The sequence below is a fragment of the Pseudomonas prosekii genome (assembly GCF_900105155.1).
GTDB lineage: Bacteria > Pseudomonadota > Gammaproteobacteria > Pseudomonadales > Pseudomonadaceae > Aquipseudomonas > Aquipseudomonas prosekii.
The window spans coordinates 5670504-5692275 of record NZ_LT629762.1; the positions used below are offsets into that span (position 1 = coordinate 5670504).

The window sequence follows — 21772 nt, forward strand, 5'->3', positions numbered from 1 at the left end:
GCATCAAAGCGCGGCGCAGAGCGTGTTGAAGAATGGTGCGGTATTCGCAAAATGGAGACTATCGGGTGATTTTGAATATCACCTATCCGAGATCAAAATGAGTGATCGTTTCCAAGAGTTAAAGGTGTTCGTGAGAGCGGCTGAGACAGCGAGCTTTTCGGCAGCAGCCCGGGAGCTTGGTTTATCTCAGCCCTCCATCTCCCGAATAATTTCTGAACTCGAATCAAGATTAAATACGCGACTATTGCTGCGAAGTACCCGCCGAATTGTGCCAACGGAGGCCGGACAGGTTTTTTTGCAAAAAGCACGGCAGATTCTGTTTGATCTGGAGGAGGCCGACCACGTCGCAATGGGGATGGACAGCCTGAAAGGTGTACTGCGAGTGGCGCTGCCTTCTATCTTGGCGGGGAGGATCGTTATTCCTCAGTTGCCGAAATTCTTGGCAGTTCATCCTGAGCTGAAGCTGGAGCTTCTGACGTTGGACAGAATGCATGATCTTGTCGCTGAAGGCGCTGATATGGCGATCCGTTTTGGCGAATTGGAAGACTCGTCATTTGGTTTCAAGCGGCTCGCCATTGAGAACAGGTTGTTGGTTGCCTCGCCTGCTTTTTTGGCTGCCATGGGCACTCCTCAGCAACCGTCAGATCTGACGAATTTTCACTCCATCGCAGGTCCCGGCGGGTCAGCAAGTCCAGGTTGGAATTTCAGTCGTGATGGGGTATCGACTGTGGTGAAGATGTCCCCGCGTATTCGTGTCGCTTCGGCAGAGGCCGCCCTCGCGAGTGCTTGTTCAGGGCTGGGATTCACGATTGCATCTGCCTGGATATGCCAAGCCGAGTTGCAGTCTGGACAGCTTATCTCGGTCTTGCCGGACTGGTTGCTGGATTCAATAGCGGTCAACGCCGTTTATCCAGCGGGACGGGTTCCTTCGCAAAAAGTACGGCTATTCACCGAGTTTCTTTCAGAAGTAATGAGATCGCTTTAATGGCAGCGTCTCGCTTAATGAGTACTACACCGGTATCAAGTCGGGCGGAAGCCAGAACACCGAGTTGTTTCAGAGACTCATCGACACCTACACATGCCGTGCAGACGGCAGCGCAAGCGGAGCTGCGACCAATCAGTTCCTGGCTCAGGGTCTGGCAGTCGCCACCGTATTCTGGTCGCTCCATAACGGTTGACCCGTCGCTAGGGATTCTGAAATCGAAAAGAGTGCCATATGAACGACTTAATTGAGCTGTACGGCGCCAATACGGGAAATAGTTTTCGGGCCGCGATCGCGCTGGAAGAGGCGGGCATTTCATATACCCCCAGGAAAGTGGATCTTTGGGCACACGAGCAGCGCGATATATCTTACAAGGCTCTCAATCCTGCCGGTAAGGTTCCTACACTGGTCGACCATTCGGAGACGCCAGCGCTGATCATCAATCAGTCGAACGCGATCATCCAATACGCTGATGCCAAAGTCCCAGGTCAGCTCGCGCCAATTTGGCCCGGCCCAGAAACTGTCAGAGTTTTTGATCGCTACTTCTTTTTCGTGACTGACGTTATCGCTCCTAGCCACGCTGCATTTTTCCTACGTCAGGCGGGATTGGACGATGCCGCCGCAGTAATGAGCGAGCGCGTAATCGAGCAGCTCATTTTTGCAGAAGGTTTTCTGACGGAGGAATTTATGGCCGGAGATCGTTTCTCTATGGCAGATATTTCTGCATTTACGATCGCTTCATCTGTTCGCGACCGTTTGGACTGGAGAAGCCATCCTCGACTGGCAGATTGGTTTCACGCCATCGAAGCAAGGCCCGCCGTCCAGCGGGGCTTGAACGCTTTTCAATAAGCAGGAAGAGCAAGTGTTGCTGGCGAGGTAAGGTTAGTCGCCAGGATCTCAACATCTTGGCGTAGTTGTGTGGAAGAGTTTTTTAACGTCAGTGTGGATACCAAACACATCACGGCAAAAAGCGTTTTGCTCGCAAGCTAGCGATCATTTCGAGCAAAGCGACTTCGGTGTGCATAGGCTCCGTGAAACCGGCACGGCGAATCTTGCCCATGTCAGATAGCAGGTCCTGTTGGAAGTTGAATACAAAGTCTCCAAACCCCCAGTTCACTAACTGTGCATATGGTATGGGTTGCAAGTCGTGTTTCTCTGCGAGGTGCTGCCAAACATCTGCCTGATCAGCCATGTGCGTGCTCATCGACATCGGTTGTGGCTCATCGATCGGCAGGTCAAGGGCTTCACCCAGCTTCTTCCACAGGTGGTTCCAGCGGAACGGTTCACCGACTAAGTTAAAGGCTTCATTGCGCGCACTATCGGCAGTTGCGGCCCATAGGCTTGCGCGCCCAAGCCAGCGGGCATCTGTTAATTGAGCGTAAATGCCCCGATAGGTGTGTGGCGAACCGGGGAATTTGAGTGGCACACCGGATTCGCGGCACAGTGCCGCGTAAGCACCGATGACCATGGCGATATTGAAAGGATTGCCAGCGATGTCGCCCAATACGGCATCCGGCCGGAGAATTGAGTATTCCAATTCGCCGGCGAGCTGGCGTTCACGCAGGACGTCTTCCTGGGCGAAATACAAATTCGCCGCCAGATGCCGAGAAGCATCTTCGTAAAATGGCGTAGGAACCGGCCCGCCCAAGTGGCCGCCGTATACTTTCGCGCCCTGGTACAGCACGACTCGCTGAACGCTGGCTCCAGCGGCTTTCAGGCCGTCGAGGACGTTGCGCAACATCGCCGCATTGGTCTGTGCCTCAGTTAGCGCATTGCCATTGGGCTGGTATGCCGCAAAAAAAACGTGGGTGATATCGCTGACATCCGCCAGCGCGGCCTTGGTAGCTGCTGCATCTGTGAGGTCGCACTCGATGGAATCGACATCCGGGTTCAGACTGCGACGCAGGGCGCGGACACTCCATTGCGGATCTGCCACCAAGGTCTCCACCACCGCATTACCGATGATGCCGCTGGCTCCAACGACCAACGCATGAAGATGAGTGTTCATGCGCAACTCCCTTTTATTAGGGGGGCACAAACATTCCGCGCTTCAAGCTGAGCGCTTGAAAGGTTATGGCTTGGACTAGATGACAGCACCTTGAGTATTCCTGAATAGAGATGGTAGGCATCATGAGATGCAGAGCCATGCTCCGTCATTCATGAAGCTTTCGGTATCTACTGTTCACGAACATCAGATATCCGAATATCAGATGAATGATGGGATTTAGGGATTGAGGTTATATATCCATGCTGCCTTGACGGTGAAGCGGGCCTGCGCCATCGGCACTGCTCGGCCGATCATTTCGTACAGGTCTTTCGTGGCGATTCGTGAGCGGATGCGCAGCGCTGCGCGCACTTCGTTGCCGAGTTGGATGCTGGGATGCATGGCGATCTCCGGTTGAGGTGAGAACCAACAAAACTCGGCTGCACTCATCCGTTCCGCTGGTTGCCGTTGGGTGCGGAGGGGAGGGCATGCGGATTTAGTCGGGGAGGGTGACTAACTTTTGGTGATGGCGTCTACGCACCAGACAATGGAAAAGTAATAAGGAAATTACGTGCTACGGAAGCTCATGTTGACTTTGATCACATCCCAACTCGGTGGTTGCGCTTGGCTTGGGGCAGTCACCAACCCTCCGTATGATTGCTACGATGGTGTCAAGGGTGAGTACGTGCTCGCGCAGTTTCTCGGTCCGCTTGTAATCATCGACTTACCATTCACTTTCGTAGCTGATACGGCCTCGCTGCCTTTCTGCTGGTACTGATCACCGCTATACGTTGACATGAGTGCGACCATTAAAAGGACGTTACGTGGTTCGAAAAGTGATTCTGCTAACCCTGATTGCCAGTCTAGGTGGGTGTATGGCCACCGCTATGCGGATGGATTACGACAAACATCGCTGTCCCTACATCGGGCTGCGATATGACTGGTGGCTCGTGGGTACTTCGAAAGGAAAGCTAATTCCTTTTTTGCTGATCGACGCACCATTCTCATTGGTGGTAGATACAGTATTTTTTCCCTTCGAATATCAGTACAGCTGCAATATCTAAGCGTTGAAATTCATCCGCATTGGCAAGTGATCCGGCGACTCAATTTTCATAAACGGATCCTTGCCGGTGAGCTCGCGAAGCTTTCCGTGAAGCTCGCTGATCACTTTGTTCTGCGCCAAAAGCTCCCAATTTGATTTCGTTTCGATGCTGCCCGCCTTGCGGTTGGCACCAGCGGCCTCTGTGCGCGCGACTCAGTTCGGCGCTAAGCTGGTCGCGCTCGTTCGGCACCTCGGCGTGCATCTGCACCTGGCCGAAGATGTCCTGCAGGAACTCGCGCAGTTCCGAGGTTAGCTGTTGGACTTCGTTCTCGGTCATGTGCAGGAACTCGCGGCAGGTTTCCAGCTAGGTCGGTGAGCCCAGCCACTCGCTGGTTTCTTCGATGTCATGCGGTTCCACGGGGAGATGCCTAGATACTGTTTGAGTAAACAGTAATCGGGTCGGGCAGGATCGAGCGAGGGTGAAGCAACGAATTGTATGGTTTGGGTTTGTATACGGTCGGCAGGACGGCAGAAGAGTGCTTTGCGCTAATCAGTTATGAGCGCTTCCGGAATACTTATGTAACACATGCTCAGCAGCAAAGAATTCGACAAACCCCATAAACGACAAAGCCCTGAATAATCAGGGCTTTGTCGGTACAAATATGGCGGAGGCGATGGGATTCGAACTCATGGACCTGTTACAGTCGACGGTTTTCAAGACCGTTGCCTTAAACCACTCGGCCACACCTCCTATTGCGTTGCGGGCGCCATAATACCTGAATGAAACACACTGTCAAACTCTCTGCATGGCTTGTTACAGAGCGTCTGTTATGATCTTTGCCACTGAACGTTTCAAACCAACAGGAGTGTCGCCATGCGCGAACAGGATTACGCAGTTAATAACAGCGTGCAGGCTGAGCAGCTAGAGGTTAGCCGCGTCCTGCGCAACACGTACGGCTTGCTCGCCCTCACTCTCGCATTCAGCGGTGTGATGGCGTTCGTAGCTCAACAGATGCGCGTCGGTTACCCGAATATTTTCGTGGTGCTGATCGGCTTCTATGGCCTTTTCTTCCTGACCAACAAACTGCGCGATTCCGCGTGGGGCCTGGTGTCGGCGTTTGCCTTGACCGGTTTCATGGGTTTCCTGCTTGGCCCGATCCTCAACCGCTACCTGGGCATGCAGGGCGGCGCTGAAGTGGTCAGTTCCGCGTTCGCGATGACTGCGCTGGTATTCGGTGGTCTGTCGGCTTACGTGCTGATCACCCGTAAAGACATGAGCTTCCTCGGTGGTTTCATCACCGCCGGTTTCTTCGTGTTGCTGGGTGCAACGCTGGCCAGCATCTTCTTCCAGATCAGCGGGCTGCAACTGGCGATCAGCGCAGGTTTCGTGCTGTTCTCCTCGGTCTGCATTCTGTTCCAGACCAGCGCCATCATTCACGGCGGCGAACGCAACTACATCATGGCGACCATCAGCCTGTATGTATCGATCTACAACCTGTTCATCAGCTTGTTGCAGATCTTCGGCATCATGAGCCGCGACGATTGATCGCCAGCCTTGAGCAATGAAAAAACCCGCTTCGGCGGGTTTTTTTATGGGCGCTGCAAAAGTTTGACTGGATAAATCGTCTATCAGCCTGGTTCTACTGGCCTGTCGTCACTCATTCAAAATTATGCTGCCATCAGCCTGTTGCCGGTAAATCGTGTAAGGCAGCAGCAAGGTATCGAGCGCGCCGGATATCACCACGTCGATCAACATGAATGCCGGCGCATTGGTATAGGTCTCGGAATCACGCCCTTTCTCCAGCGGCGCATTCAGGTAACAGAAGTCGTAGGTCACGCCGCTGTAGATCCGCGGAATGGCGCCGCAATAACTTTTCTGCTCCTTGAGACTTTTTGCCGCCGCTTCATCGCTGCGCACCACCGTCTGCACCGTGCCGCAACCCGTCAGCATAAGCGCGACCAATGCCATTATCTGAATTTTCATAAAGCCAATCCTTAGCAAAAAAAAATCACTGATTTACGTTGATATCGACAAAAACCCAATCACGCCATCGGCGGCAATCGGCGTTTGACCGGGGTCTTCTTGACGATGGCCGTATTGGTTTCCGCGTGAGTGTTGAGGCGGTCGAGCAGGGTATCCAACTGTTCCATCGAGCGCACGTGCAAGCGCGCGATAAAGCAGTCGTCGCCGGTGACTTTATCGCACTCGGTGAACTCGGGAATAGCCTGAATCTGTCGCTCGACTTCCTGCAACTGGCCCGGCAGCGGCCGAATACGCACAATCGCCTGCAACTGATAACCGAAACACTTCGGGTCGATCTCGACGGTGTAACCCTTGAGCACACCGCGCTCTTCCAGGCGTCGCAAACGCTCGGCAACACTGGGCGAGGACAGACCGCTGATCTGCGCCAGGGCCTTGAGTGAACGCCGTGAATCTTCCATCAACGCGCTGATCAGCACTTGATCAATGTCGTCAGTCATCGCAAAGCCCCCGTTAGGCAATTGAGCCAAAACGCCCTCGATAAAAAAGGCGAAAGCCGAGTTTAGCCTGATTTTTGCGCTGGAGAAGCCCTGCGGCGGATTGGCATAATTTGCGCTCAATCACGGGAGACTGACGATGGACAAAACCTTGCGCCACGGCTCATTTGAAATGACCGCCGCCATGCTCATCTCCGGGACCATCGGCTGGTTTGTGCTGATGTCCGGGCAACCGGTGCTGGACGTGGTGTTCTGGCGTTGCGTATTCGGCGCTGGCACGCTGCTGTTGATCTGCGCCGCGTTCGGCTTCCTCCGGCCCGGCATTCTGACCCGCACCACGTTTCCGCTCGCGGTGCTCAGCGGCGTGGCGATTGTCGGCAATTGGGTGTTGCTGTTCGGCTCTTATTCCCGGGCGTCGATCGCCATCGGCACGGCGGTCTACAACGTGCAGCCGTTCATGTTGGTTGGCTTGGCGGCGCTGTTTCTCGGCGAGAAAATCACCCTGCAAAAGCTCTTCTGGCTCGTCGTTTCGTTCCTCGGCATGCTGGCGATCGTCAGCGCCCACGGTGAGCAGGGCGAGGGAGGCAATGAATATCTGTTGGGAATTGGCCTGGCATTGGGCGCTGCGCTTTTGTACGCGATTGCCGCGTTGATCATCAAACGCCTGACCGGCACGCCGCCGCATTTGATCGCGCTGATTCAGGTCTGCACCGGCGTGCTGCTGCTCGCGCCGTTCGCGCACTTTTCGGCACTGCCGCAGGCACCGAGCGCTTGGGCGAGTCTGCTGACATTGGGCATCGTCCACACCGGTTTGATGTACGTTTTGCTCTACGGCGCGATCCAGAAACTGCCAACCGCACTGACCGGCGCGCTGGCGTTCATCTACCCGATTGCGGCGATTCTGGTTGACTGGTTTGCCTTCGGCCATCGTCTGCAAGTGCTGCAATGGCTCGGCGTCGCGGCGATCCTGCTGGCCGCCGCCGGTATGCAACAAGGTTGGCGCATCAAGTTGCGTCGGGTGGCCACGCCGTAAACGTCAAATGTTCCAGCGCGGCGCGGTTTTGGCCAGACGCTGACGCATGTCGCTGATATTCGCCGCCAACTGCCGGGTCAATAAACGGTAGCCGTCCAAAGGACTGTAAACCCGCGCGTCGAGGCTGGCGTCCGGCGCGTCACCGGGACGGCTGAGGCGCTGGGTCGCGCCGGATTTCAGCGCCCGGGCCATGCCGATCAGTTGCACCCGAACCTGTCGATGCTCGACTTTCAGCGACGTTTGCAGGTCGGCCATAGCCACCGGGTCACTGGCGTCCGGCCGCGTATTACCGAGGATTTCCAGGGTGCTGATGCACATGCGCAGATTGCGTTGGATCGCGTCCAGTTCGGTCATGGAAATCTTCACTTCCTTGGACACCGACGGCATCAACGAACGCAGTTGCACCATCACCGTGTTCAGCCGACCCATGAGTTTGAGGTGTTCGTCAGCGGTGACCGATTGGCCGTTAATGATCCGCCCGTAAACTGTCGCGCAATCGCGCAAGGCGTCCGCGAGGTTGTAACGCCAGGAGAACACTGCGTACAGCGGCAGGGCGAAGGAGAACGCCAGCGCCAGGGCGATGCCGATCAAGATATCGACTCCGCGCCACAAGCCGTCAGTCACGGCGTTGTCGCCATGACCGGCGACGATGAACACCGTGATCGCCGACAGCAAAGCCGTGTAACCGCCCTTGCCGATGGCGTGATACGAGAAAAACCCGCACACCACCGACATCGCAAAATAGGTCAGCCAAGGCATGCCGAGCCAGGCTTGCTGCGCGACGATCAACAAGCCGACTCCGGCGCCAATCAACGTGCCAATCGCCCGTTCGGCGGCTTTTTTGCCGATGTTGCCGTGATGCTGCAAACCGCCAATTACCACCAGCATCGTCACCGAGGCCCACTCACCGTGTGGCAGGTTGATCCCGGTGGTCAGTGCAATCGTTGCGAGCAAACCCAGCGAAACCCGCACCGCGTGAATCACTCGGGCGTTGCGATAACGCCGGTACGGGTCCAGCAGCGGACGGAGCAATCGGCGTATCAACGGTGGCAGGCGATAGGTTCTCAGATCAGGGCTCCTTGGAAACTTAGTCAGAAAACATAGTCAGAAAACACAGTCAGAAAACACAGTCAGAAAATGTAATCGGTCGTCAGGAAGCTCGAATCGCGTCCGCGAATGATCTCGCTGATCAGCGCTTTGTTGCTGTCCTGGAACTTGGTCGCGACCAGGGTCCGAATCGAAAACACCCGCAGCGCGTCATGTACTGACAACGTACCTTCGGCGGAATTCTTCCGGCCATTGAACGGGAAGGTGTCCGGGCCACGCTGGCATTGCGCGTTGATATTAATGCGCCCGACCTGGTTGGCAAAGGTATCGACCAGCCGACCGACCGCCACCGGGTTGGTGCCGAAGATGCTCAACTGCTGGCCGAAATCCGATTCCAGAACGTAGTCGATCACCGTGTCGAGGTGCCGGTACGGCACGATCGGCACCACCGGCCCGAACTGCTCTTCCTGATAAACCCGCATCTGCGGATTCACCGGGTACAGCACCGCTGGGTAAAAGAACGACGCCCGCGCTTCGCCGCCATTGTCGTTGACCACCGCCGCACCTTTGCTGACGGCGTCGGCCACCAGCGAATGCAGGTATTCAACCTTGCTCGCTTCCGGCAGGGGCGTCAGCGCCACGCCGCTGTCCCACGGCATGCCGGGTTTGAGCGTGGCGAGTTTGGCGTTGAATTTCTCGATAAACGACTCGACGACATCTTCGTGGACGAAGAGGATTTTCAGCGCGGTGCAGCGCTGGCCGTTGAACGACAGCGAGCCGGTGAGCGCTTCGCTGACGGCGTTATCGAGGTCGACCTCTGGCAGGACGATGCCTGGGTTTTTCGCGTCCAGACCCAGCGCCGCGCGCAAGCGATGCGGTTTTGGATGAAGTTTTTTCAGGTCGCTCGCGGCTTTGTTGGTGCCGATAAACGCGAAAATATCGATCTTGCCGCTGGCCATCAGCGCGCTGACAGTTTCGCGGCCGCTGCCGTAAATCACGTTGATCACGCCGGTCGGGAAGCTGTCGCGGAACGCTTCCAGCAGCGGCCGAATCAGCAGCACGCCGAGCTTGGCCGGTTTGAACACCACGGTGTTGCCCATGATCAGCGCCGGGATCAGCGTGGTGAACGTTTCGTTCAGCGGATAGTTGTAAGGCCCCATGCACAACGCGACGCCCAACGGCACGCGACGGATTTGCCCGAGGGTGTCCTGTTCCAGTTCAAAGCGGCTGGAGCGGCGGTCGAGTTCCTTCAATGCATTAATGGTGTCGACGATGTAATCGCAGGTGCGGTCGAACTCTTTTTCCGAGTCCTTGAGGTTCTTGCCGATCTCCCACATCAGCAACTTGACCACGGCTTCGCGCTGTTGGCGCATGCGTGCGAGGAAGGCTTCGACGTGTTGAATGCGCTCGGCCACGCGCATCGTCGGCCACAGGCCCTGGCCTCGGTCGTAGGCGCGAACGGCGGCGTCAAGGGCAGTGAGCGCGGTGTCGGCATCCAGCAGCGGCGTGCTGCCGAGGATCACTTGTTCGTCGCCGTTTTCACCGGTCAGGTACACCGGGCTGCGGACTTGGGCGAGCGCGCCGTCCCACCTGCGCAGTTCGCCATCGACCAGGTATTCGCGTTGTTCGGTCTGGCCGTCGAGGCGGTATTTTTCCGGAATGTCGCTGCTGTCGGGAAACAGATTGCCAAGGATGTGTGCTGTGGTCATGTCGCTACCCCGTGTGGATTCGGTGATGCACTGATGAATCGTTTTAGCAGACCTTGGCCTCGCTTGTCATGACCCATCGCAGGTGAGCGTTGCTTATTGAAGATAGCCCACGCGCCACAAATGCTGGCGCCACCGAGGCGTCGCAACAACTTACTGACACACAAGTGCAGCAATCTTCAGGCAACAATCCGTGAAGGTACGCGTGGCGAGGCAGCCATCGCGAAGGACGCCAAACCCACTCGATCGACAGGACGTCATCAATGGCATTTACAGAACCCGCAGGGCCGGACAACAACAGCGAATACCGCCATCCCGAACCGCCATCGTGGCTGGCGCTCGCGGCGGCAATCGAGCCGCAAGTGGCGCACTCTTTCATGGTCTGCGCGCGGTGCGGGTGTTTCATGCAAGCGGCGCGCAGCCTGAATGTCCGGGCGACATTGTTGCGCAAACAACTGGCGCAACTTGAAGAGCAACTGCAACGCACGCTGTTCAATTTTCACGGCAGCACGCTGAGCCTCAGTCGCGAGGGTTTGCAACTGCAAGCACAATTGATCGCACTGGCGCATGAACGGCAATTGCCGCTGGTCGAGCAACCGCTGATTCGTCTCGCGGTGGCCGAATCGATCCTGCATGACATCCTCGGTCGCGACTTGATCGCGCTGCTGCGGCGCAATGCCAGCGTGCGGTTGGAGATCATTTCGCTGGACAGCGAACTCGTCCTGCAAACCGTCAGCGCTGACGTGGTGGTTTGGCTGAGTGGCGCGGGCGGGCCATTGCCGGGGCCGACGTTTGCTGTCGACGAGCCGCAGCATCTGGCGCGGCTGGACTATCTGCCGCATATCGCCAAGCGCTATTCGCGGGTGGCGGCGCGGCCCGAGAGCACCGACGACCTGACGGATTTCATGTTGGTGCAATGGCAGCATGACCAGCAAATCGACAGCTTCGCACCCTGGAACACGTTGGTGGAACAGCGTCTGGCCGGGGTCGTGCAACTGCAATCTTACGAACTGATGCTGGAAATGATCCGCTGCAGCGCCTGCATCGGTTTGCTGCCCGCCTACATCAGTCGTTTCGACCGCAGCCTCAGCGCGTTGCCGGGTTTGTTCAGCGAACCGATGCAGCGCAACGCGTGGCTGGCGGTCAACGCCGATTCCCGTCAGCAGCCCGAAGTGCAAGCGCTGGTCGAGATGATCCGCAGCACCTTCCATGAACGCCGCGAGTGGTTCGACCCGCAGACCTGACTGGCTCGCTCGTGCATGGCTCCCTCGATTGGCTCTCGCCAGGTCAGCAGATCACGGTTTAGGATGAGCGGCCATGTACGTTTCACGGAAGAATCACCATGCCGAGCACCGACGCCAACATCATCATCCAGCGCTTCAGCGAGGCGCATATCGACGGTATCACCGCGCTCTACAACGCCCCGGCGATTACTCGGCAAGTGCTGCAAATGCCGTTTCAGTCCACCGAGATCTGGCGCGCACGCCTGATGCCGGACAACGAACGGATGGTGAAACTGGTGGCGCTGCATCAGGGCATGGTCATCGGCAATATCGGGCTTGAGCAATATTCGCGGATTCGCCGCAGCCACGCCGGTGGCTTTGGCATGGCCGTCGCCGAGGCGTGGCAGGGCAAGGGGGTCGGTTCGAAACTGTTGGCCACCGCGCTCGACATCGCCGACAACTGGATGAACCTGCACCGCGTCGAACTCACGGTTTACGCCGATAACGCCGCGGCGATCGGCTTGTACCGCAAGTTCGGTTTCGAGGACGAAGGCCTGTTCCGTGACTATGCCGTGCGTGACGGCCAATGGGTCGACACCTTGAGCATGGCGCGGCTGCGCTCGGTGCCCAGGGCTGGTTGACTCACTCGCCCAAGGCGAACGCCACCGCCGCCTGCGCATGCAGTTCGGTGGTGTCGAGCAGGGGCAGGGCGCTGTGCTCGGGTTTGACCAGCATGCCGATTTCCGTGCAACCGAGGATGATCGCCTGCGCGCCACGCGCGGTGAGTGATTCGATCACTTGCTGATAAACCTTGCGCGACGCCTCGCTGATTATCCCGACGCACAACTCGTCATAAATGATCCGGTGCACAGCCTGACGCTCGTCGGTTTCGGGCACCAGCACGGTCAAACCCATCGCCGTCAGACGCTCCTTGAGAAAGTCCTGCTCCATGGTGAACGCGGTTCCGAGCAATCCCACCTTCAACGCCCCGGCCGCGACCGCTGCTTGCCCGGTCGGGTCGGCGATGTGCAGAAACGGAATGTCGATGGCAGCCTGAATCTGCGCCGCGACCTTGTGCATGGTGTTGGTACACAGCACCACGCAATCAGCGCCACCGGCCTCGAGCCTGCGCGCCGCGTCCACCAGAATCGCCGCCGCGTCGTCCCAGCGCCCGGCATGCTGGGCCTGTTCGACCGGCCCGAAATCAACGCTGTACATCAGCAATTGTGCCGAGCGCAAAGGCCCCAGACGATCCCGAACCTGCTGGTTGATCAGGCGGTAATACTCGGCGCTGGACTCCCAGCTCATGCCGCCGATAAGGCCGATGGTGCGCATTGCGCTCTCCTCTGACAGTGTTTGCCCGAACAGGGCAGGCTGCGGCAGAGTGTCCAATCGTTTACGGGTTGATTCCAGCAAAAATTTCTTCGCCACTGATTGCCCGTGTCAGGCACGGGCAGGGACTTCATCGGTGGTATTGATCAGCGTCCACATATTGAAAGGTCGCGCGCCCGGTCACCGTGGTCGCGAGGGTTATTCTAATGATGGGCACGGTAATCCGTGGGCTCGTCCAGTTGTACAGGTCACGTTGATTCCAGCGCGCATCGGCCAATCCCACGGATGGGCTGCCGGCAATATAAAAGAACGCCATGATCGGCAGTTTGTTTTGTTGGCCTGCGCCCCACGCTGCGAGAATCAAATCGTTCTGTTCGGAGAAACCACGCTGTCCGAGCTGTTGTTTCGCGCGAATGGATTGATAGAAAGAATCGGCCCCCAAGTTGTTCATGGCGTCACGAAGATCAAAACTGCATTGATGCAAACTTGGCTTGGCAATGCCCGCCGTCTGCCAATGTTTGATCCATTGTTCAGCTGTCGTGATTCCTATCGACTGGCAGCGCCGGCTTTGTGTGGGGTAGTCCGTACTGGGTCCGCAACCGGGGCTGGCGCGATACCAGGCCCAACCATCAATGGGAAAAGCGCAAAGGTATTCAATGTGCAGTTTGTCCTCGGGTTTTTTGAGGATTGGATAGAGCACGTAGCCGTTGCTGTTGTCCTTTGGGTTGGTCCAGGCCATTTCTCTGAAGTTGGCGTCGGCCCTGAGGTACGAAAAATGAATGCCACCGGTTTTAACCGAAGTAGGGCTCGGGTCCCAAACGTGATAGCTGTTGTCTTGCCTGGTAACTCGCAGTGTTACCCCGGAACACAAGAACGCCGGTGCTGACGGCGTTCCACAGTTGATCCTTTTATCGTCATACAGCGCTTGCAGACGGGCGGCGACTGCATTGCCGGTGTTCGCCGCCAGACCATTCATAGGCTCTTGTTGGGGGGCCGGGCCTGTTTGACTGCAGCCCAGTACAAAGCTCGCCCCGAGCACTGCGATCAGGAGTTTTAAGGTATTCATCAGTTCACTACTTGGTCAGCGGCAACAAAAGCAAACGTGGCGGTTCCTGTAGAGGAATTGCCGGGGGTCAGGCGAATAATCGGAATAACGATCTTCGGGTTTGTCGAGTTATTGAAATCTCGCTGGTTGTATTGAGCGTCGGCCAGGCCAGCGTTAGTGCCACCAGCAATATAGAAGAACGCCATGATCGGGAATGTATTGGGGCGGCCCGCAGTCCAGGTCTTGATGATGACCTCGTTATGTTCCACGAATCCTGTCTCTGCCATCAGCGATTTGGCGCGCACGGACTGGTAGAACGCAGGGCCGGACAAGGTATTGCGAACGTCCGTTACATCAAAGCCGCATTGGCGCAAATTCTGTTGGGTCCCCGGCAGCTTCCACACTGCGAGCCACTGTTCGGCGATGGTGACATTGGCACTGTGGCAGCGTTGACTCTGCGCCGGGTAATTGGCGGAGGGTCCGCATACTTGCGTGGCACTTCGGTGCCAACCCCAGGCATCCATTGGGTACGAGCACAGATAATCAAGGTCAATCTTGTCGGCCGGCGCTTCGAAGATCGGGTACAGGATGTAACCATTGCCATAACCCCAGGCCAGGCGTCCAAAGTTTGCATCGGCGCGCAAATAAGAGAACGAGACACCGCCGCTTTTTACCGATACGGGGCTTGGGTCCCAGACTTTATAAGCCGGATCCTCGACCGTGACGCGCAGGGTCACGCCCGAACACAGAAACGCCGGTTGAGAGTCGGATTTGTTGCAGTTGGCAAATGTTCTCCCGTAGAGCGTGGTCAATTGAGTGGCAACGGCTTGACCCTTGGCTGTATTGGATAAAGTACCCATTTCACCATTCGTTTGCGTGGTGACCTGACTGCAGCCTGCAACTAATAAAACTATGAAAAAACCCATGACGTAGCGCATCACATACCTCGTCCGCAGACTTGATAAGACGTTATTGATAAAAAGCTCGATGGAGTGAATTGCTGGCGAAGTTTATAAAGTCACTCTTAAACACCACGAAAATATAATCGGCTCGCCAGTCCCGATTTTTCTGATTGTGTAGTTGAACATCACAGGCACGCCTCGGTTTTCCGTGAGCCATGACTGATGGACCGGGATGTTGGTATGCAGCGCTTGAGTAATCGGGATCTCGGCACTGTCGCGTATTGCTCTGCCATACAGGCGCAAACGCACGGAGTAGTTGCCATCAAGCGTGGGGTAATAAGCCCTGATATTCAGTCGGTCCGCGGACAGGGTTGGCTCTTGCAAGTGATGGCGTTGGCGGGTGATCGTGATGTCGCGGTCTCTGGACGGTATATCGACGGTGGTCTGCGGCAGCCTGACTGTGTACGAAATTTCTGCACGGCTGCCGATGGTGTCTACAACTTCCAGGCGGGGGATCTTGAACGTTAATGTTTGCCCGGCACGGCTGATGGTTTGAATTTCACTGCCGTAAGAAGTGCGCCGGCCGAGCCAATACACCTTTACCGTTTGTCCCGCAGCGGAACCGGTATAGGCGACCTGAACGGTTGCAAACTCGGCACTGTAGAAGTCTTTCTCGAAGTTCAACTGCGTGCCGCTCAGTTCCTTTGCTTCAAGTACGGTTGGCGCTACCAGGTTCAAAGGCTCCGGGACTGGTTTGTCCGCCAAATCCACATTCAAGTAGGTCACCGGAGATCGGCCCGAACGGTTATACAGCTGATCAATGACTTCGAACGAAAACGGCATCTGCGGATTGTTGCCAGCTCGCTGGAACGTATCGGTCAATAGCGTTTGCGTCACCACTGGACTGCCGGGAGCGGCCTCGCCGGGTGTGACATTACGCACGATTTGCGCGACACCCACACTCAGCTCAATACGATCGTGGGCTCTGCGGTTGACGTAATCGAAGCCGATCAGCACGCCCTGCGCGGCGCGCGTGGAATTAACGCCGCTGGCGATGACATCGGCCGGAAGTTGCAGGCGCAACCCTGCAGGTGCCGGTTCACCGGGTCGCAGGGAATGGTAGAGCACGCGCAGCGGCAACGACGTTTCGGGTGCGCCGCCGAGTCGGGTGACTTGATAGGTGATGAGATTGATATCGTCACGCAACACGCCTTTGGGGATATAGGTCTCGACTCTGGAGTCCTCTTGACCGGCGCCGATGGTTCTTCCGGCCTCAGGGATCAGTCGATCATTTACGAGAATATTCACGTGGTCACCGATCAACATGGGGGACGTCCATGGATCAATGAAACACTGCAGCCCCAAAGCTTTATCGTCGTAAATCGCCTTGGAAATCCCCCCGTGAGGATTTTGCGCATGGATCACTGGGGTGATCCAACCGGGGATCATCAACGGATAAAGCACCAGGATCTGGTTTTGTGCAGACATTTCGGAAGGCTTTGCCATTATTTTCACCTGGTCGGGATTGGAATTTGTTAATCCGTCAAGGCGTTCATCAGACACCCGGCCTCAGTCATTGACTACTGTCAGATCTGACAGGTGAGCTGATGTTGTTCAGTCAAAACCGCACCGCTGGTCGTTTACCGATGGGCAGCGCGTTATCCCGTTCTGGTTTTAATCCCCCGAGCCCCCCGTCGATCTGCCATGCTCAAAGTCCGCGACACCGCTTCAACAAAGGAACACGGCAATGAACGACGTACAGCAATTGGGCGAGATGCTTCGTCACTACGCAGACAGCGAAGCGCACAAGAAGCAATTGTTTGAATCGCAATCGAGCGTGTGGACGACGCGTATTGGTGAGTTGTTCGACCAGATCCAGCAATGGCTGGAACCGGTGCAGACCCCGACGCTGCTGGAGGTCAGCCGCGAAGCGTACGTCGCGTCCGGGCCGAGCGTGCCGGCCGAGACCTCGACCTTCAAAACCGAGAAACTGACCATTGTGATTGCCGGCAAAGCGGTCGAGTTCGTGCCGGACGTGATGGGCGCTGGCGGGCAGATTTCACTGTCGGTGATGGGCCTGACCGCCGCGCGCTACGGCAGCATTTCGCTGGTGCTGATGCCGCCTGCGGCGAATTGGCAATGGCGCAAGACCAACGGCCTGAAAGACCCGGACACTTACGCCTTCGACGCAAACTTCCTGGCGTTGCAATTGCAGAGCCTGATCCCCCGCGAGCGCGGTTGATCCAAGGCCCGGCGCGACGCTGGCTCAATCGCTCGCGACATTCAGCGTGTAGGTTCGTTGCGCCGCTTGCCCAGTGCACTGAGTGCCATAGGTGTTGAGGTAGATCGAGACTTCATAGTGCCCCGGCCGGGTCGGCGTACCGACGATATCGGCGTGGTCCTGTCCTCGTTCATAAACCAGCTTCAATCCCTCAGGCAGCGGCTGTGCCGGGTCGACATAGAACCCGGCAATCGCTACATGCGGTCGCTGCGCCTCGACACTGGCGCGGTAGGGTTTGCCGGTTGTCGCACTCGCCAGGCTGTCCGGTTGAATGGTCAGCGGTGCCCGTCCGGCACAACTGGCCAGCGTGCCCAGCTCACATCCGCTTAACAGCAGCGACAGCGCGATGGTTGAAAAAATAGCGCATTTCATTGTTGTTTCTGCTGTGCCGTTTCCCGATCATGGACTCGCCCGCCTGCCACAAATCGTTGATCGGTTGCGTTTACAAGTCTGGCCGAACCATCAGCAATGCACAGACGAAATTCGCCGGAGTTTCCACTCATATTGAGACTTCCCTGTTTGCAATGGACCGATTCTAGACCAATCCACCGCCCAGCAACGAGCGTCTCCCATCGGCCCACCCATGACGGTTCCGAGCCCGCGCCTGACGCCATGCATTCAAATCTCGATATTCCCCCAGCCCGGTTTCGCTTCCTCCGGCGCCACGGCGTTGACCTTTTTGCCCGTCGCCAGCTCGACTCGGCGCGCCACTTCCGGGTCGTCGGCGAAGGGCATCAGGCTCGCGTCCTCAAGGCTCTCGGGCGTCTGGTGCTTGAGGCAATATTCGATCGCCAGCCAAAAACCGACGACGCCCAACATATTCAGCACTGTCTCGATCATCGCAAACCTCAGGCGATCTGCGCTTCGCGTTCGGCCATCGCCACGTCGGCGACGCGCACGGTGCGCCAGGTGTTGTAGGCCATCAGCAACATGCCGCTGAGGAAGAACACGCCGCCGGCGAAGCGCACGACGAAGCCCGGATGGCTGGCTTGCAAGGCTTCGACGAAGGAGTAAGTCAGCGTGCCGTCGTCGTTGATCGCGCGCCACATCAGGCCTTGGGTAATGCCGTTGACCCACATCGAGGCGATGTACAGCACGGTTCCGATGGTCGCGAGCCAGAAGTGCAGGTTGATCAGCGGCGTGCTGAACATCTGCTCGCGGCCGAAGACTTTCGGCACCATATGGTAGATCGCGCCGAAGGTGATCATCGCCACCCAGCCGAGCGCGCCGGCATGCACGTGGCCGATGGTCCAGTCGGTGTAGTGGGAGAGGGCGTTGACAGTTTTGATCGCCATCATTGGTCCCTCGAACGTCGACATGCCGTAGAAGGCCAATGACAACACGAGGAAACGCAGGATCGGGTCGGTGCGCAATTTATGCCAGGCGCCTGAGAGCGTCATCATGCCGTTGATCATCCCGCCCCAGCTCGGCGCCAGGAGGATCAGCGACATGGCCATGCCCAGCGATTGCGCCCAGTCCGGCAGCGCCGTGTAGTGCAAATGGTGCGGGCCGGCCCAGATGTACAAGGTGATCAGCGCCCAGAAATGCACGATCGACAACCGATAGGAATACACCGGCCGCCCGACCTGTTTCGGCACGAAGTAATACATCATGCCGAGGAAGCCGGTGGTGAGGAAAAAGCCCACCGCGTTGTGGCCGTACCACCACTGCACCATGGCGTCGGTGGCGCCGGAATACACCGGGTAGGACTTGAACCAGCCCACCGGAATCGACAAGTGATTGACCATGTGCAGCATCGCGATCACCACGATGAACGCGCCGAAAAACCAGTTGCCGACGTAGATGTGCTTGGTTTTACGTTGCACCACCGTGGTGAAAAACACGATGGCGTAGGCAACCCAGACCACGGTCATCCACACTGCGCCGGAGAACTCGATTTCGGCGTATTCCTTGGTGGTGGTGTAGCCGAGCGGCAAGCTGATCAGCATGATCACGATCACCGATTGCCAGCCCCAGAACGTGAACGCGGCGAGTTTGTCCGAGTACAGCCGTACCTGGCAGGTACGCTGCACCGCGTAGTAACTGGCGGCAAATTGCGCGCTGCCGGCGAAACCGAAAATCACCAGGCTGGTGTGCAGCGGACGCAAGCGGCCGAACGTGGTCCACGGCAGGTCGAGGTTCATTTGCGGCCAGACCAGTTGCGAGGCGATAAAAACGCCCATGGCCATGCCGACCACGCCCCAGACAATGGTTGCCACGACAAATTGGCGGACGACCTTGTAGTTGTAGGCCTCGCCGGCCCGCCCGATTGTTGCTGTGCTCATGGTCAATTCATCCATGCAGAGTCTTGCCAGGCCACCCGGTCTGGCATGGGCTGCACTGTAGAAACCTCGCTGGAAACAAAACAGACTCAGGAAAAGCCGATTTATGCGGATCAGATTCCAGTCAGTCCTGCGGCCATTTGACACGCTCTGATACGCTTTTTCTCGCGTACAGCTGGGCCTGTAATGCGCTGCGCTGCACGTCCACAATCGCGCATCAAATGCGCGCCGCAGAGCCGATGTCAGCCACGGCAAAACCCCTGTAGGAGCGAGCTTGCTCGCGATAGCGGTTCCACATTCAGCCCATCTGCTGGCCGCGAATTCGCCACTGCAAGCATCCCTCTATTAACCCCGCTCAAAGCTGTTTCTGCTTGGGCCGGTACTGGCATTTTGATAGAGTCCGCCGCACTCAGCGGTTTTCGCTGCATGCACGAAATCAGAAAGGGAGTCTGGCGTTGTGAGTTTCGGCAAGAAGATTTTAGGGCTGACCGCAGGTTTGCTGATGCTGACGTTGTGGGGCGGCTACTTTTACGTGTTCCAGGAAAATCGCGACGGGCAGTTGGGCGGCGCCAGCGACAGCACAGCGTGGTGCGGCACGCCGCCGTCCGCCGAGGCGTTGTCGCTGGGCAAGGATCAACTGACTCTGCGCGTCACCAACAACCTGCGCGGCGAGTTCATGCTCGGCGGCTCAGTGATCGTCTCCGAGCGCACGTTCAACCGTTACGACCTCAGTCGCAACGAACTGCGCCTGCGCCTGGAACCGCTGCAATGGTCCAACGGTGCCACGCCGATTTTCCTCGAACAGGTGAAAATCAAGGCGCTGAGCCGTAACGTCGCCGCCGACAATAAAAGCGCTTATGCCGAACTTGAACCGCGCCCGATCAGCGTGCACGGCCGGCCCAGTGATTTCCCTTTCGACAGCTATCGGTACGGCTACAAACCGGTGCTGTATTACCTCAAGGGTAACGAACGCATTGACCTGCGCTTTCGCCACATCACCACGCTGATGGAAATGTCGAACACCTTCGCACCGACCCAGAAGTACAACCGCGCCGAGTACATCAACGAGAAAACCCCGCTGGTGCGTGACGAGGATTACAAGCCTTACACCGCCAACGAGTGCGCGTTCAACGTCGAGCGCAAGGGCTCGTTCAAGGTGATTGTGTTGCTGCTGTTGCTGGTGATTTGCCTGCCGCTGCTGCACGTGTTTTATCGGGATGAACCGGGTATCGATTTTCTGGCGACGCTGGTGGGAATTGGGGCGGTGCGGGTGATGCTGGTCGGGCCGTTGCAGGATTTTCAGCTGTATACCATCGACTTCCTGTTCGCGGCGGCGATTTTGCTGGTGGGGACGGTGTCGCTGATCAAAGCGATGCGCGCTAACAGTCGACGCGAGTTGGCGGCGAAGAGTGGGTCTTCGTGGTGATCAGCGATTTGCCCCGGTTGGGCTGACGTCTTCGCGGGCAAGCCTCGCTCCTGCAGGGATCGCAAATTCCTCCGTAGGAGCGAGGCTTGCCCGCGAAGGGGCCTTCGGATCAACCCCGCATCACCTCAACGCCGGATCGCCAATATCCATTTTCTTCCAGCCCTGCAACAACACCTGCGCTTTGGGCTCCTTGCCGTTCTCCAGGCCCAAGCCACACGCCGCAAGGGTTGTTCGCGGCCCACACGGCACATTATTGATTTTTAGCTATAACTACCTAGGCGTTTTCAGTCGCGCCACGATCCTCTACAGGAGTTACAGCATGAAGCTTGCGTTAATGATGAGCACACTGTGCATCGCCTCGATCGGGGTGGTCGGCTGCTCCAGTAAAGTGGTCGAGCCCGACCAGTATTCGGGGTTTCTCAAGGACTACAGCCAGCTCAAGGAGGCCAAGTCGCCGTCGGGCGCCGAGGTCATGCGCTGGATCGACCCGAAACTCGACGTGAGCAAATTCACCAGCGTCTACATCGAGCCGACCCAGCTGTATCCCCAGCCGCAGCCAACAGTGAAAATCCCTCAGGCAACCCTCAATGGCATCACCGGTTACTACGATCAGGCGCTCAAGCGTGAACTGGGTAAATCGCTGCCATTGGCGGCCGGCCCCGGGCCTGGCGTGATGGTGCTGCGCGCAGCGATTACCGCAGTCAGCAGCAAGACCGAAGGATTGAAGCCGTATGAAGTGATCCCGATTGCTCTGGTCGCAGCGGCGGTCAGCACCGCCAGCGGGATTCGTGATCAGGAAACCACCTTGGCCACCGAAGCGGTGTTCCTCGATGGCAGCAACAACAGCGTAGTCGCGCAAGTCGTGCGCAAGGGCACGGGCAAGCCGCTGAGCAACGACAGCCAGGTGATGAAGGCCGATGACGTAAAAAGCGTGATCGACGGCTGGGCTTCGGATCTGCATCAGTCGTATTTGAAGATCAAATCCGAGTAATTTGTTGCGGCTGAGCGC

25 protein-coding genes and 1 tRNA gene are annotated in these 21772 nt (G+C 57.3%); 11 read left to right on the forward strand and 15 right to left on the reverse strand.

The features are described 5' to 3' along the window. The first annotated feature begins 22 nt into the window (after positions 1-22). Both BLU01_RS25640 and BLU01_RS25645 read left to right on the forward strand, forming a co-directional pair. Positions 23-985 carry a LysR family transcriptional regulator gene (locus BLU01_RS25640; protein WP_197675573.1) on the forward strand — a complete coding sequence of 321 codons (963 nt, stop codon included), beginning with the start codon at positions 23-25 and terminating at the stop codon, positions 983-985. A 231-nt stretch (positions 986-1216) separates the two neighbouring features. Beyond that, complete coding sequence (locus tag BLU01_RS25645; RefSeq protein WP_092280737.1) at positions 1217-1831, forward strand: glutathione S-transferase family protein; 615 nt, start codon at positions 1217-1219, stop codon at positions 1829-1831. Positions 1832-1940: 109 nt separating this feature from the next. Here the strand turns inward: BLU01_RS25645 and BLU01_RS25650 are convergent, their stop codons facing one another. Together BLU01_RS25650 and BLU01_RS27670 are read right to left on the reverse strand one after the other, a co-directional pair. Then, the gene (locus BLU01_RS25650) at positions 1941-2990 is read right to left on the reverse strand and encodes an SDR family oxidoreductase (protein WP_092280739.1); all 1050 of its coding nucleotides are present in this window, start codon (positions 2988-2990) and stop codon (positions 1941-1943) included. A 216-nt stretch (positions 2991-3206) separates the two neighbouring features. After that, positions 3207-3368, reverse strand: a complete 162-nt coding sequence (locus BLU01_RS27670; protein WP_157720191.1) for a hypothetical protein — start codon at positions 3366-3368, stop codon at positions 3207-3209. A 184-nt stretch (positions 3369-3552) separates the two neighbouring features. Here BLU01_RS27670 and BLU01_RS27825 point away from each other — a divergent pair, with 184 nt between their 5' ends. Beyond that, positions 3553-3744, forward strand: a complete 192-nt coding sequence (locus BLU01_RS27825; RefSeq protein WP_231987113.1) for a YceK/YidQ family lipoprotein — start codon at positions 3553-3555, stop codon at positions 3742-3744. Between the two features lie 46 nt (positions 3745-3790). Continuing rightward, a complete protein-coding gene (locus BLU01_RS28235; RefSeq protein WP_092280743.1) occupies positions 3791-4030 on the forward strand; it encodes a YceK/YidQ family lipoprotein in 240 nt (79 codons plus the stop codon). Between the two features lie 39 nt (positions 4031-4069). On the opposite strand, the gene BLU01_RS27675 is transcribed toward BLU01_RS28235, so the two are convergent. Continuing rightward, positions 4070-4345, reverse strand: coding sequence for a hypothetical protein (locus tag BLU01_RS27675; protein ID WP_157720192.1), 276 nt, complete (start codon positions 4343-4345; stop codon positions 4070-4072). A 326-nt stretch (positions 4346-4671) separates the two neighbouring features. Then, a tRNA-Ser gene (locus BLU01_RS25665) sits at positions 4672-4759 on the reverse strand. A gap of 123 nt (positions 4760-4882) precedes the next feature. On the opposite strand from BLU01_RS25665, the gene BLU01_RS25670 reads away from it, so the two are divergent. Next, positions 4883-5554 carry a Bax inhibitor-1/YccA family protein gene (locus BLU01_RS25670; RefSeq protein ID WP_092280745.1) on the forward strand — a complete coding sequence of 224 codons (672 nt, stop codon included), beginning with the start codon at positions 4883-4885 and terminating at the stop codon, positions 5552-5554. A gap of 108 nt (positions 5555-5662) precedes the next feature. Here the strand turns inward: BLU01_RS25670 and BLU01_RS25675 are convergent, their stop codons facing one another. Further along, the gene (locus tag BLU01_RS25675; protein WP_092280747.1) at positions 5663-5992 is read right to left on the reverse strand and encodes a YceK/YidQ family lipoprotein; all 330 of its coding nucleotides are present in this window, start codon (positions 5990-5992) and stop codon (positions 5663-5665) included. Between the two features lie 59 nt (positions 5993-6051). Beyond that, complete coding sequence (locus BLU01_RS25680; protein ID WP_054046539.1) at positions 6052-6489, reverse strand: Lrp/AsnC family transcriptional regulator; 438 nt, start codon at positions 6487-6489, stop codon at positions 6052-6054. A gap of 136 nt (positions 6490-6625) precedes the next feature. On the opposite strand from BLU01_RS25680, the gene BLU01_RS25685 reads away from it, so the two are divergent. Then, positions 6626-7519, forward strand: coding sequence for a DMT family transporter (locus BLU01_RS25685; RefSeq protein ID WP_092280749.1), 894 nt, complete (start codon positions 6626-6628; stop codon positions 7517-7519). A 3-nt stretch (positions 7520-7522) separates the two neighbouring features. Here the strand turns inward: BLU01_RS25685 and BLU01_RS25690 are convergent, their stop codons facing one another. Next, complete coding sequence (locus tag BLU01_RS25690; protein WP_092280751.1) at positions 7523-8563, reverse strand: FUSC family protein; 1041 nt, start codon at positions 8561-8563, stop codon at positions 7523-7525. 86 nt (positions 8564-8649) lie between these two features. Further along, positions 8650-10275, reverse strand: coding sequence for an NADP-dependent glyceraldehyde-3-phosphate dehydrogenase (locus BLU01_RS25695; protein ID WP_092280753.1), 1626 nt, complete (start codon positions 10273-10275; stop codon positions 8650-8652). Between the two features lie 260 nt (positions 10276-10535). Between BLU01_RS25695 and BLU01_RS25700 the strand changes: the two genes are divergently transcribed. Together BLU01_RS25700 and BLU01_RS25705 are read left to right on the forward strand one after the other, a co-directional pair. After that, positions 10536-11516, forward strand: coding sequence for a LysR family transcriptional regulator (locus tag BLU01_RS25700; protein ID WP_092280755.1), 981 nt, complete (start codon positions 10536-10538; stop codon positions 11514-11516). Positions 11517-11614: 98 nt separating this feature from the next. Further along, positions 11615-12136: a GNAT family N-acetyltransferase gene (locus tag BLU01_RS25705; protein ID WP_092280757.1), complete on the forward strand. Its 522-nt coding sequence runs from the start codon at positions 11615-11617 to the stop codon at positions 12134-12136. 1 nt (position 12137) lies between these two features. Here the strand turns inward: BLU01_RS25705 and BLU01_RS25710 are convergent, their stop codons facing one another. The 4 genes from BLU01_RS25710 to BLU01_RS25725 form a co-directional block, all read right to left on the reverse strand. Beyond that, positions 12138-12830: an aspartate/glutamate racemase family protein gene (locus BLU01_RS25710; protein WP_092280759.1), complete on the reverse strand. Its 693-nt coding sequence runs from the start codon at positions 12828-12830 to the stop codon at positions 12138-12140. A 127-nt stretch (positions 12831-12957) separates the two neighbouring features. Then, complete coding sequence (locus tag BLU01_RS25715) at positions 12958-13893, reverse strand: hypothetical protein (protein ID WP_092280761.1); 936 nt, start codon at positions 13891-13893, stop codon at positions 12958-12960. Further along, a complete protein-coding gene (locus BLU01_RS25720) occupies positions 13893-14810 on the reverse strand; it encodes a halovibrin HvnC (protein WP_092280763.1) in 918 nt (305 codons plus the stop codon). Before BLU01_RS25720 ends, BLU01_RS25715 begins: the two co-directional genes overlap by 1 nt. Positions 14811-14882: 72 nt before the next feature. Beyond that, complete coding sequence (locus tag BLU01_RS25725) at positions 14883-16280, reverse strand: hypothetical protein (RefSeq protein ID WP_092280765.1); 1398 nt, start codon at positions 16278-16280, stop codon at positions 14883-14885. 241 nt (positions 16281-16521) lie between these two features. On the opposite strand from BLU01_RS25725, the gene BLU01_RS25730 reads away from it, so the two are divergent. Beyond that, on the forward strand, positions 16522-17016 hold the full coding sequence (locus BLU01_RS25730) for a hypothetical protein (protein ID WP_092280767.1): 495 nt from the start codon (positions 16522-16524) through the stop codon (positions 17014-17016). A gap of 24 nt (positions 17017-17040) precedes the next feature. Here BLU01_RS25730 and BLU01_RS25735 read toward each other — a convergent pair whose 3' ends face one another. The 3 genes from BLU01_RS25735 to ccoN form a co-directional block, all read right to left on the reverse strand. Further along, entirely contained in the window at positions 17041-17427 is a 387-nt protein-coding gene (locus BLU01_RS25735; RefSeq protein WP_092280769.1) for a hypothetical protein, read from the reverse strand. Between the two features lie 246 nt (positions 17428-17673). Next, positions 17674-17895, reverse strand: coding sequence for a CcoQ/FixQ family Cbb3-type cytochrome c oxidase assembly chaperone (locus tag BLU01_RS25740; RefSeq protein ID WP_092280771.1), 222 nt, complete (start codon positions 17893-17895; stop codon positions 17674-17676). 8 nt (positions 17896-17903) lie between these two features. Beyond that, entirely contained in the window at positions 17904-19340 is a 1437-nt protein-coding gene (ccoN, locus tag BLU01_RS25745; protein ID WP_092281749.1) for a cytochrome-c oxidase, cbb3-type subunit I, read from the reverse strand. A 454-nt stretch (positions 19341-19794) separates the two neighbouring features. Between ccoN and BLU01_RS25750 the strand changes: the two genes are divergently transcribed. Both BLU01_RS25750 and BLU01_RS25755 read left to right on the forward strand, forming a co-directional pair. Continuing rightward, entirely contained in the window at positions 19795-20763 is a 969-nt protein-coding gene (locus tag BLU01_RS25750; RefSeq protein ID WP_092280773.1) for a hypothetical protein, read from the forward strand. 319 nt (positions 20764-21082) lie between these two features. After that, on the forward strand, positions 21083-21754 hold the full coding sequence (locus BLU01_RS25755) for a DUF3313 domain-containing protein (protein WP_092280775.1): 672 nt from the start codon (positions 21083-21085) through the stop codon (positions 21752-21754). Positions 21755-21772 lie beyond the last annotated feature (18 nt).

What these genes read in the sequence shown, in the direction of transcription:
- BLU01_RS25645 (WP_092280737.1), top strand. Translation starts at nt 1,217, where the DNA reads ATGAACGACTTAATTGAGCTGTACGGCGCCAATACGGGAAATAGTTTT.
- BLU01_RS25650 (WP_092280739.1), bottom strand. Translation starts at nt 2,990, where the DNA reads ATGAACACTCATCTTCATGCGTTGGTCGTTGGAGCCAGCGGCATCATC.
- BLU01_RS27670 (WP_157720191.1), bottom strand. Translation starts at nt 3,368, where the DNA reads ATGCATCCCAGCATCCAACTCGGCAACGAAGTGCGCGCAGCGCTGCGC.
- BLU01_RS27825 (WP_231987113.1), top strand. Translation starts at nt 3,553, where the DNA reads ATGTTGACTTTGATCACATCCCAACTCGGTGGTTGCGCTTGGCTTGGG.
- BLU01_RS27675 (WP_157720192.1), bottom strand. Translation starts at nt 4,345, where the DNA reads ATGACCGAGAACGAAGTCCAACAGCTAACCTCGGAACTGCGCGAGTTC.
- BLU01_RS25670 (WP_092280745.1), top strand. Translation starts at nt 4,883, where the DNA reads ATGCGCGAACAGGATTACGCAGTTAATAACAGCGTGCAGGCTGAGCAG.
- BLU01_RS25675 (WP_092280747.1), bottom strand. Translation starts at nt 5,992, where the DNA reads ATGAAAATTCAGATAATGGCATTGGTCGCGCTTATGCTGACGGGTTGC.
- BLU01_RS25680 (WP_054046539.1), bottom strand. Translation starts at nt 6,489, where the DNA reads ATGACTGACGACATTGATCAAGTGCTGATCAGCGCGTTGATGGAAGAT.
- BLU01_RS25685 (WP_092280749.1), top strand. Translation starts at nt 6,626, where the DNA reads ATGGACAAAACCTTGCGCCACGGCTCATTTGAAATGACCGCCGCCATG.
- BLU01_RS25695 (WP_092280753.1), bottom strand. Translation starts at nt 10,275, where the DNA reads ATGACCACAGCACACATCCTTGGCAATCTGTTTCCCGACAGCAGCGAC.
- BLU01_RS25700 (WP_092280755.1), top strand. Translation starts at nt 10,536, where the DNA reads ATGGCATTTACAGAACCCGCAGGGCCGGACAACAACAGCGAATACCGC.
- BLU01_RS25705 (WP_092280757.1), top strand. Translation starts at nt 11,615, where the DNA reads ATGCCGAGCACCGACGCCAACATCATCATCCAGCGCTTCAGCGAGGCG.
- BLU01_RS25710 (WP_092280759.1), bottom strand. Translation starts at nt 12,830, where the DNA reads ATGCGCACCATCGGCCTTATCGGCGGCATGAGCTGGGAGTCCAGCGCC.
- BLU01_RS25715 (WP_092280761.1), bottom strand. Translation starts at nt 13,893, where the DNA reads ATGAATACCTTAAAACTCCTGATCGCAGTGCTCGGGGCGAGCTTTGTA.
- BLU01_RS25720 (WP_092280763.1), bottom strand. Translation starts at nt 14,810, where the DNA reads ATGCGCTACGTCATGGGTTTTTTCATAGTTTTATTAGTTGCAGGCTGC.
- BLU01_RS25725 (WP_092280765.1), bottom strand. Translation starts at nt 16,280, where the DNA reads ATGGCAAAGCCTTCCGAAATGTCTGCACAAAACCAGATCCTGGTGCTT.
- BLU01_RS25730 (WP_092280767.1), top strand. Translation starts at nt 16,522, where the DNA reads ATGAACGACGTACAGCAATTGGGCGAGATGCTTCGTCACTACGCAGAC.
- BLU01_RS25735 (WP_092280769.1), bottom strand. Translation starts at nt 17,427, where the DNA reads ATGAAATGCGCTATTTTTTCAACCATCGCGCTGTCGCTGCTGTTAAGC.
- BLU01_RS25740 (WP_092280771.1), bottom strand. Translation starts at nt 17,895, where the DNA reads ATGATCGAGACAGTGCTGAATATGTTGGGCGTCGTCGGTTTTTGGCTG.
- ccoN (WP_092281749.1), bottom strand. Translation starts at nt 19,340, where the DNA reads ATGAGCACAGCAACAATCGGGCGGGCCGGCGAGGCCTACAACTACAAG.
- BLU01_RS25755 (WP_092280775.1), top strand. Translation starts at nt 21,083, where the DNA reads ATGAAGCTTGCGTTAATGATGAGCACACTGTGCATCGCCTCGATCGGG.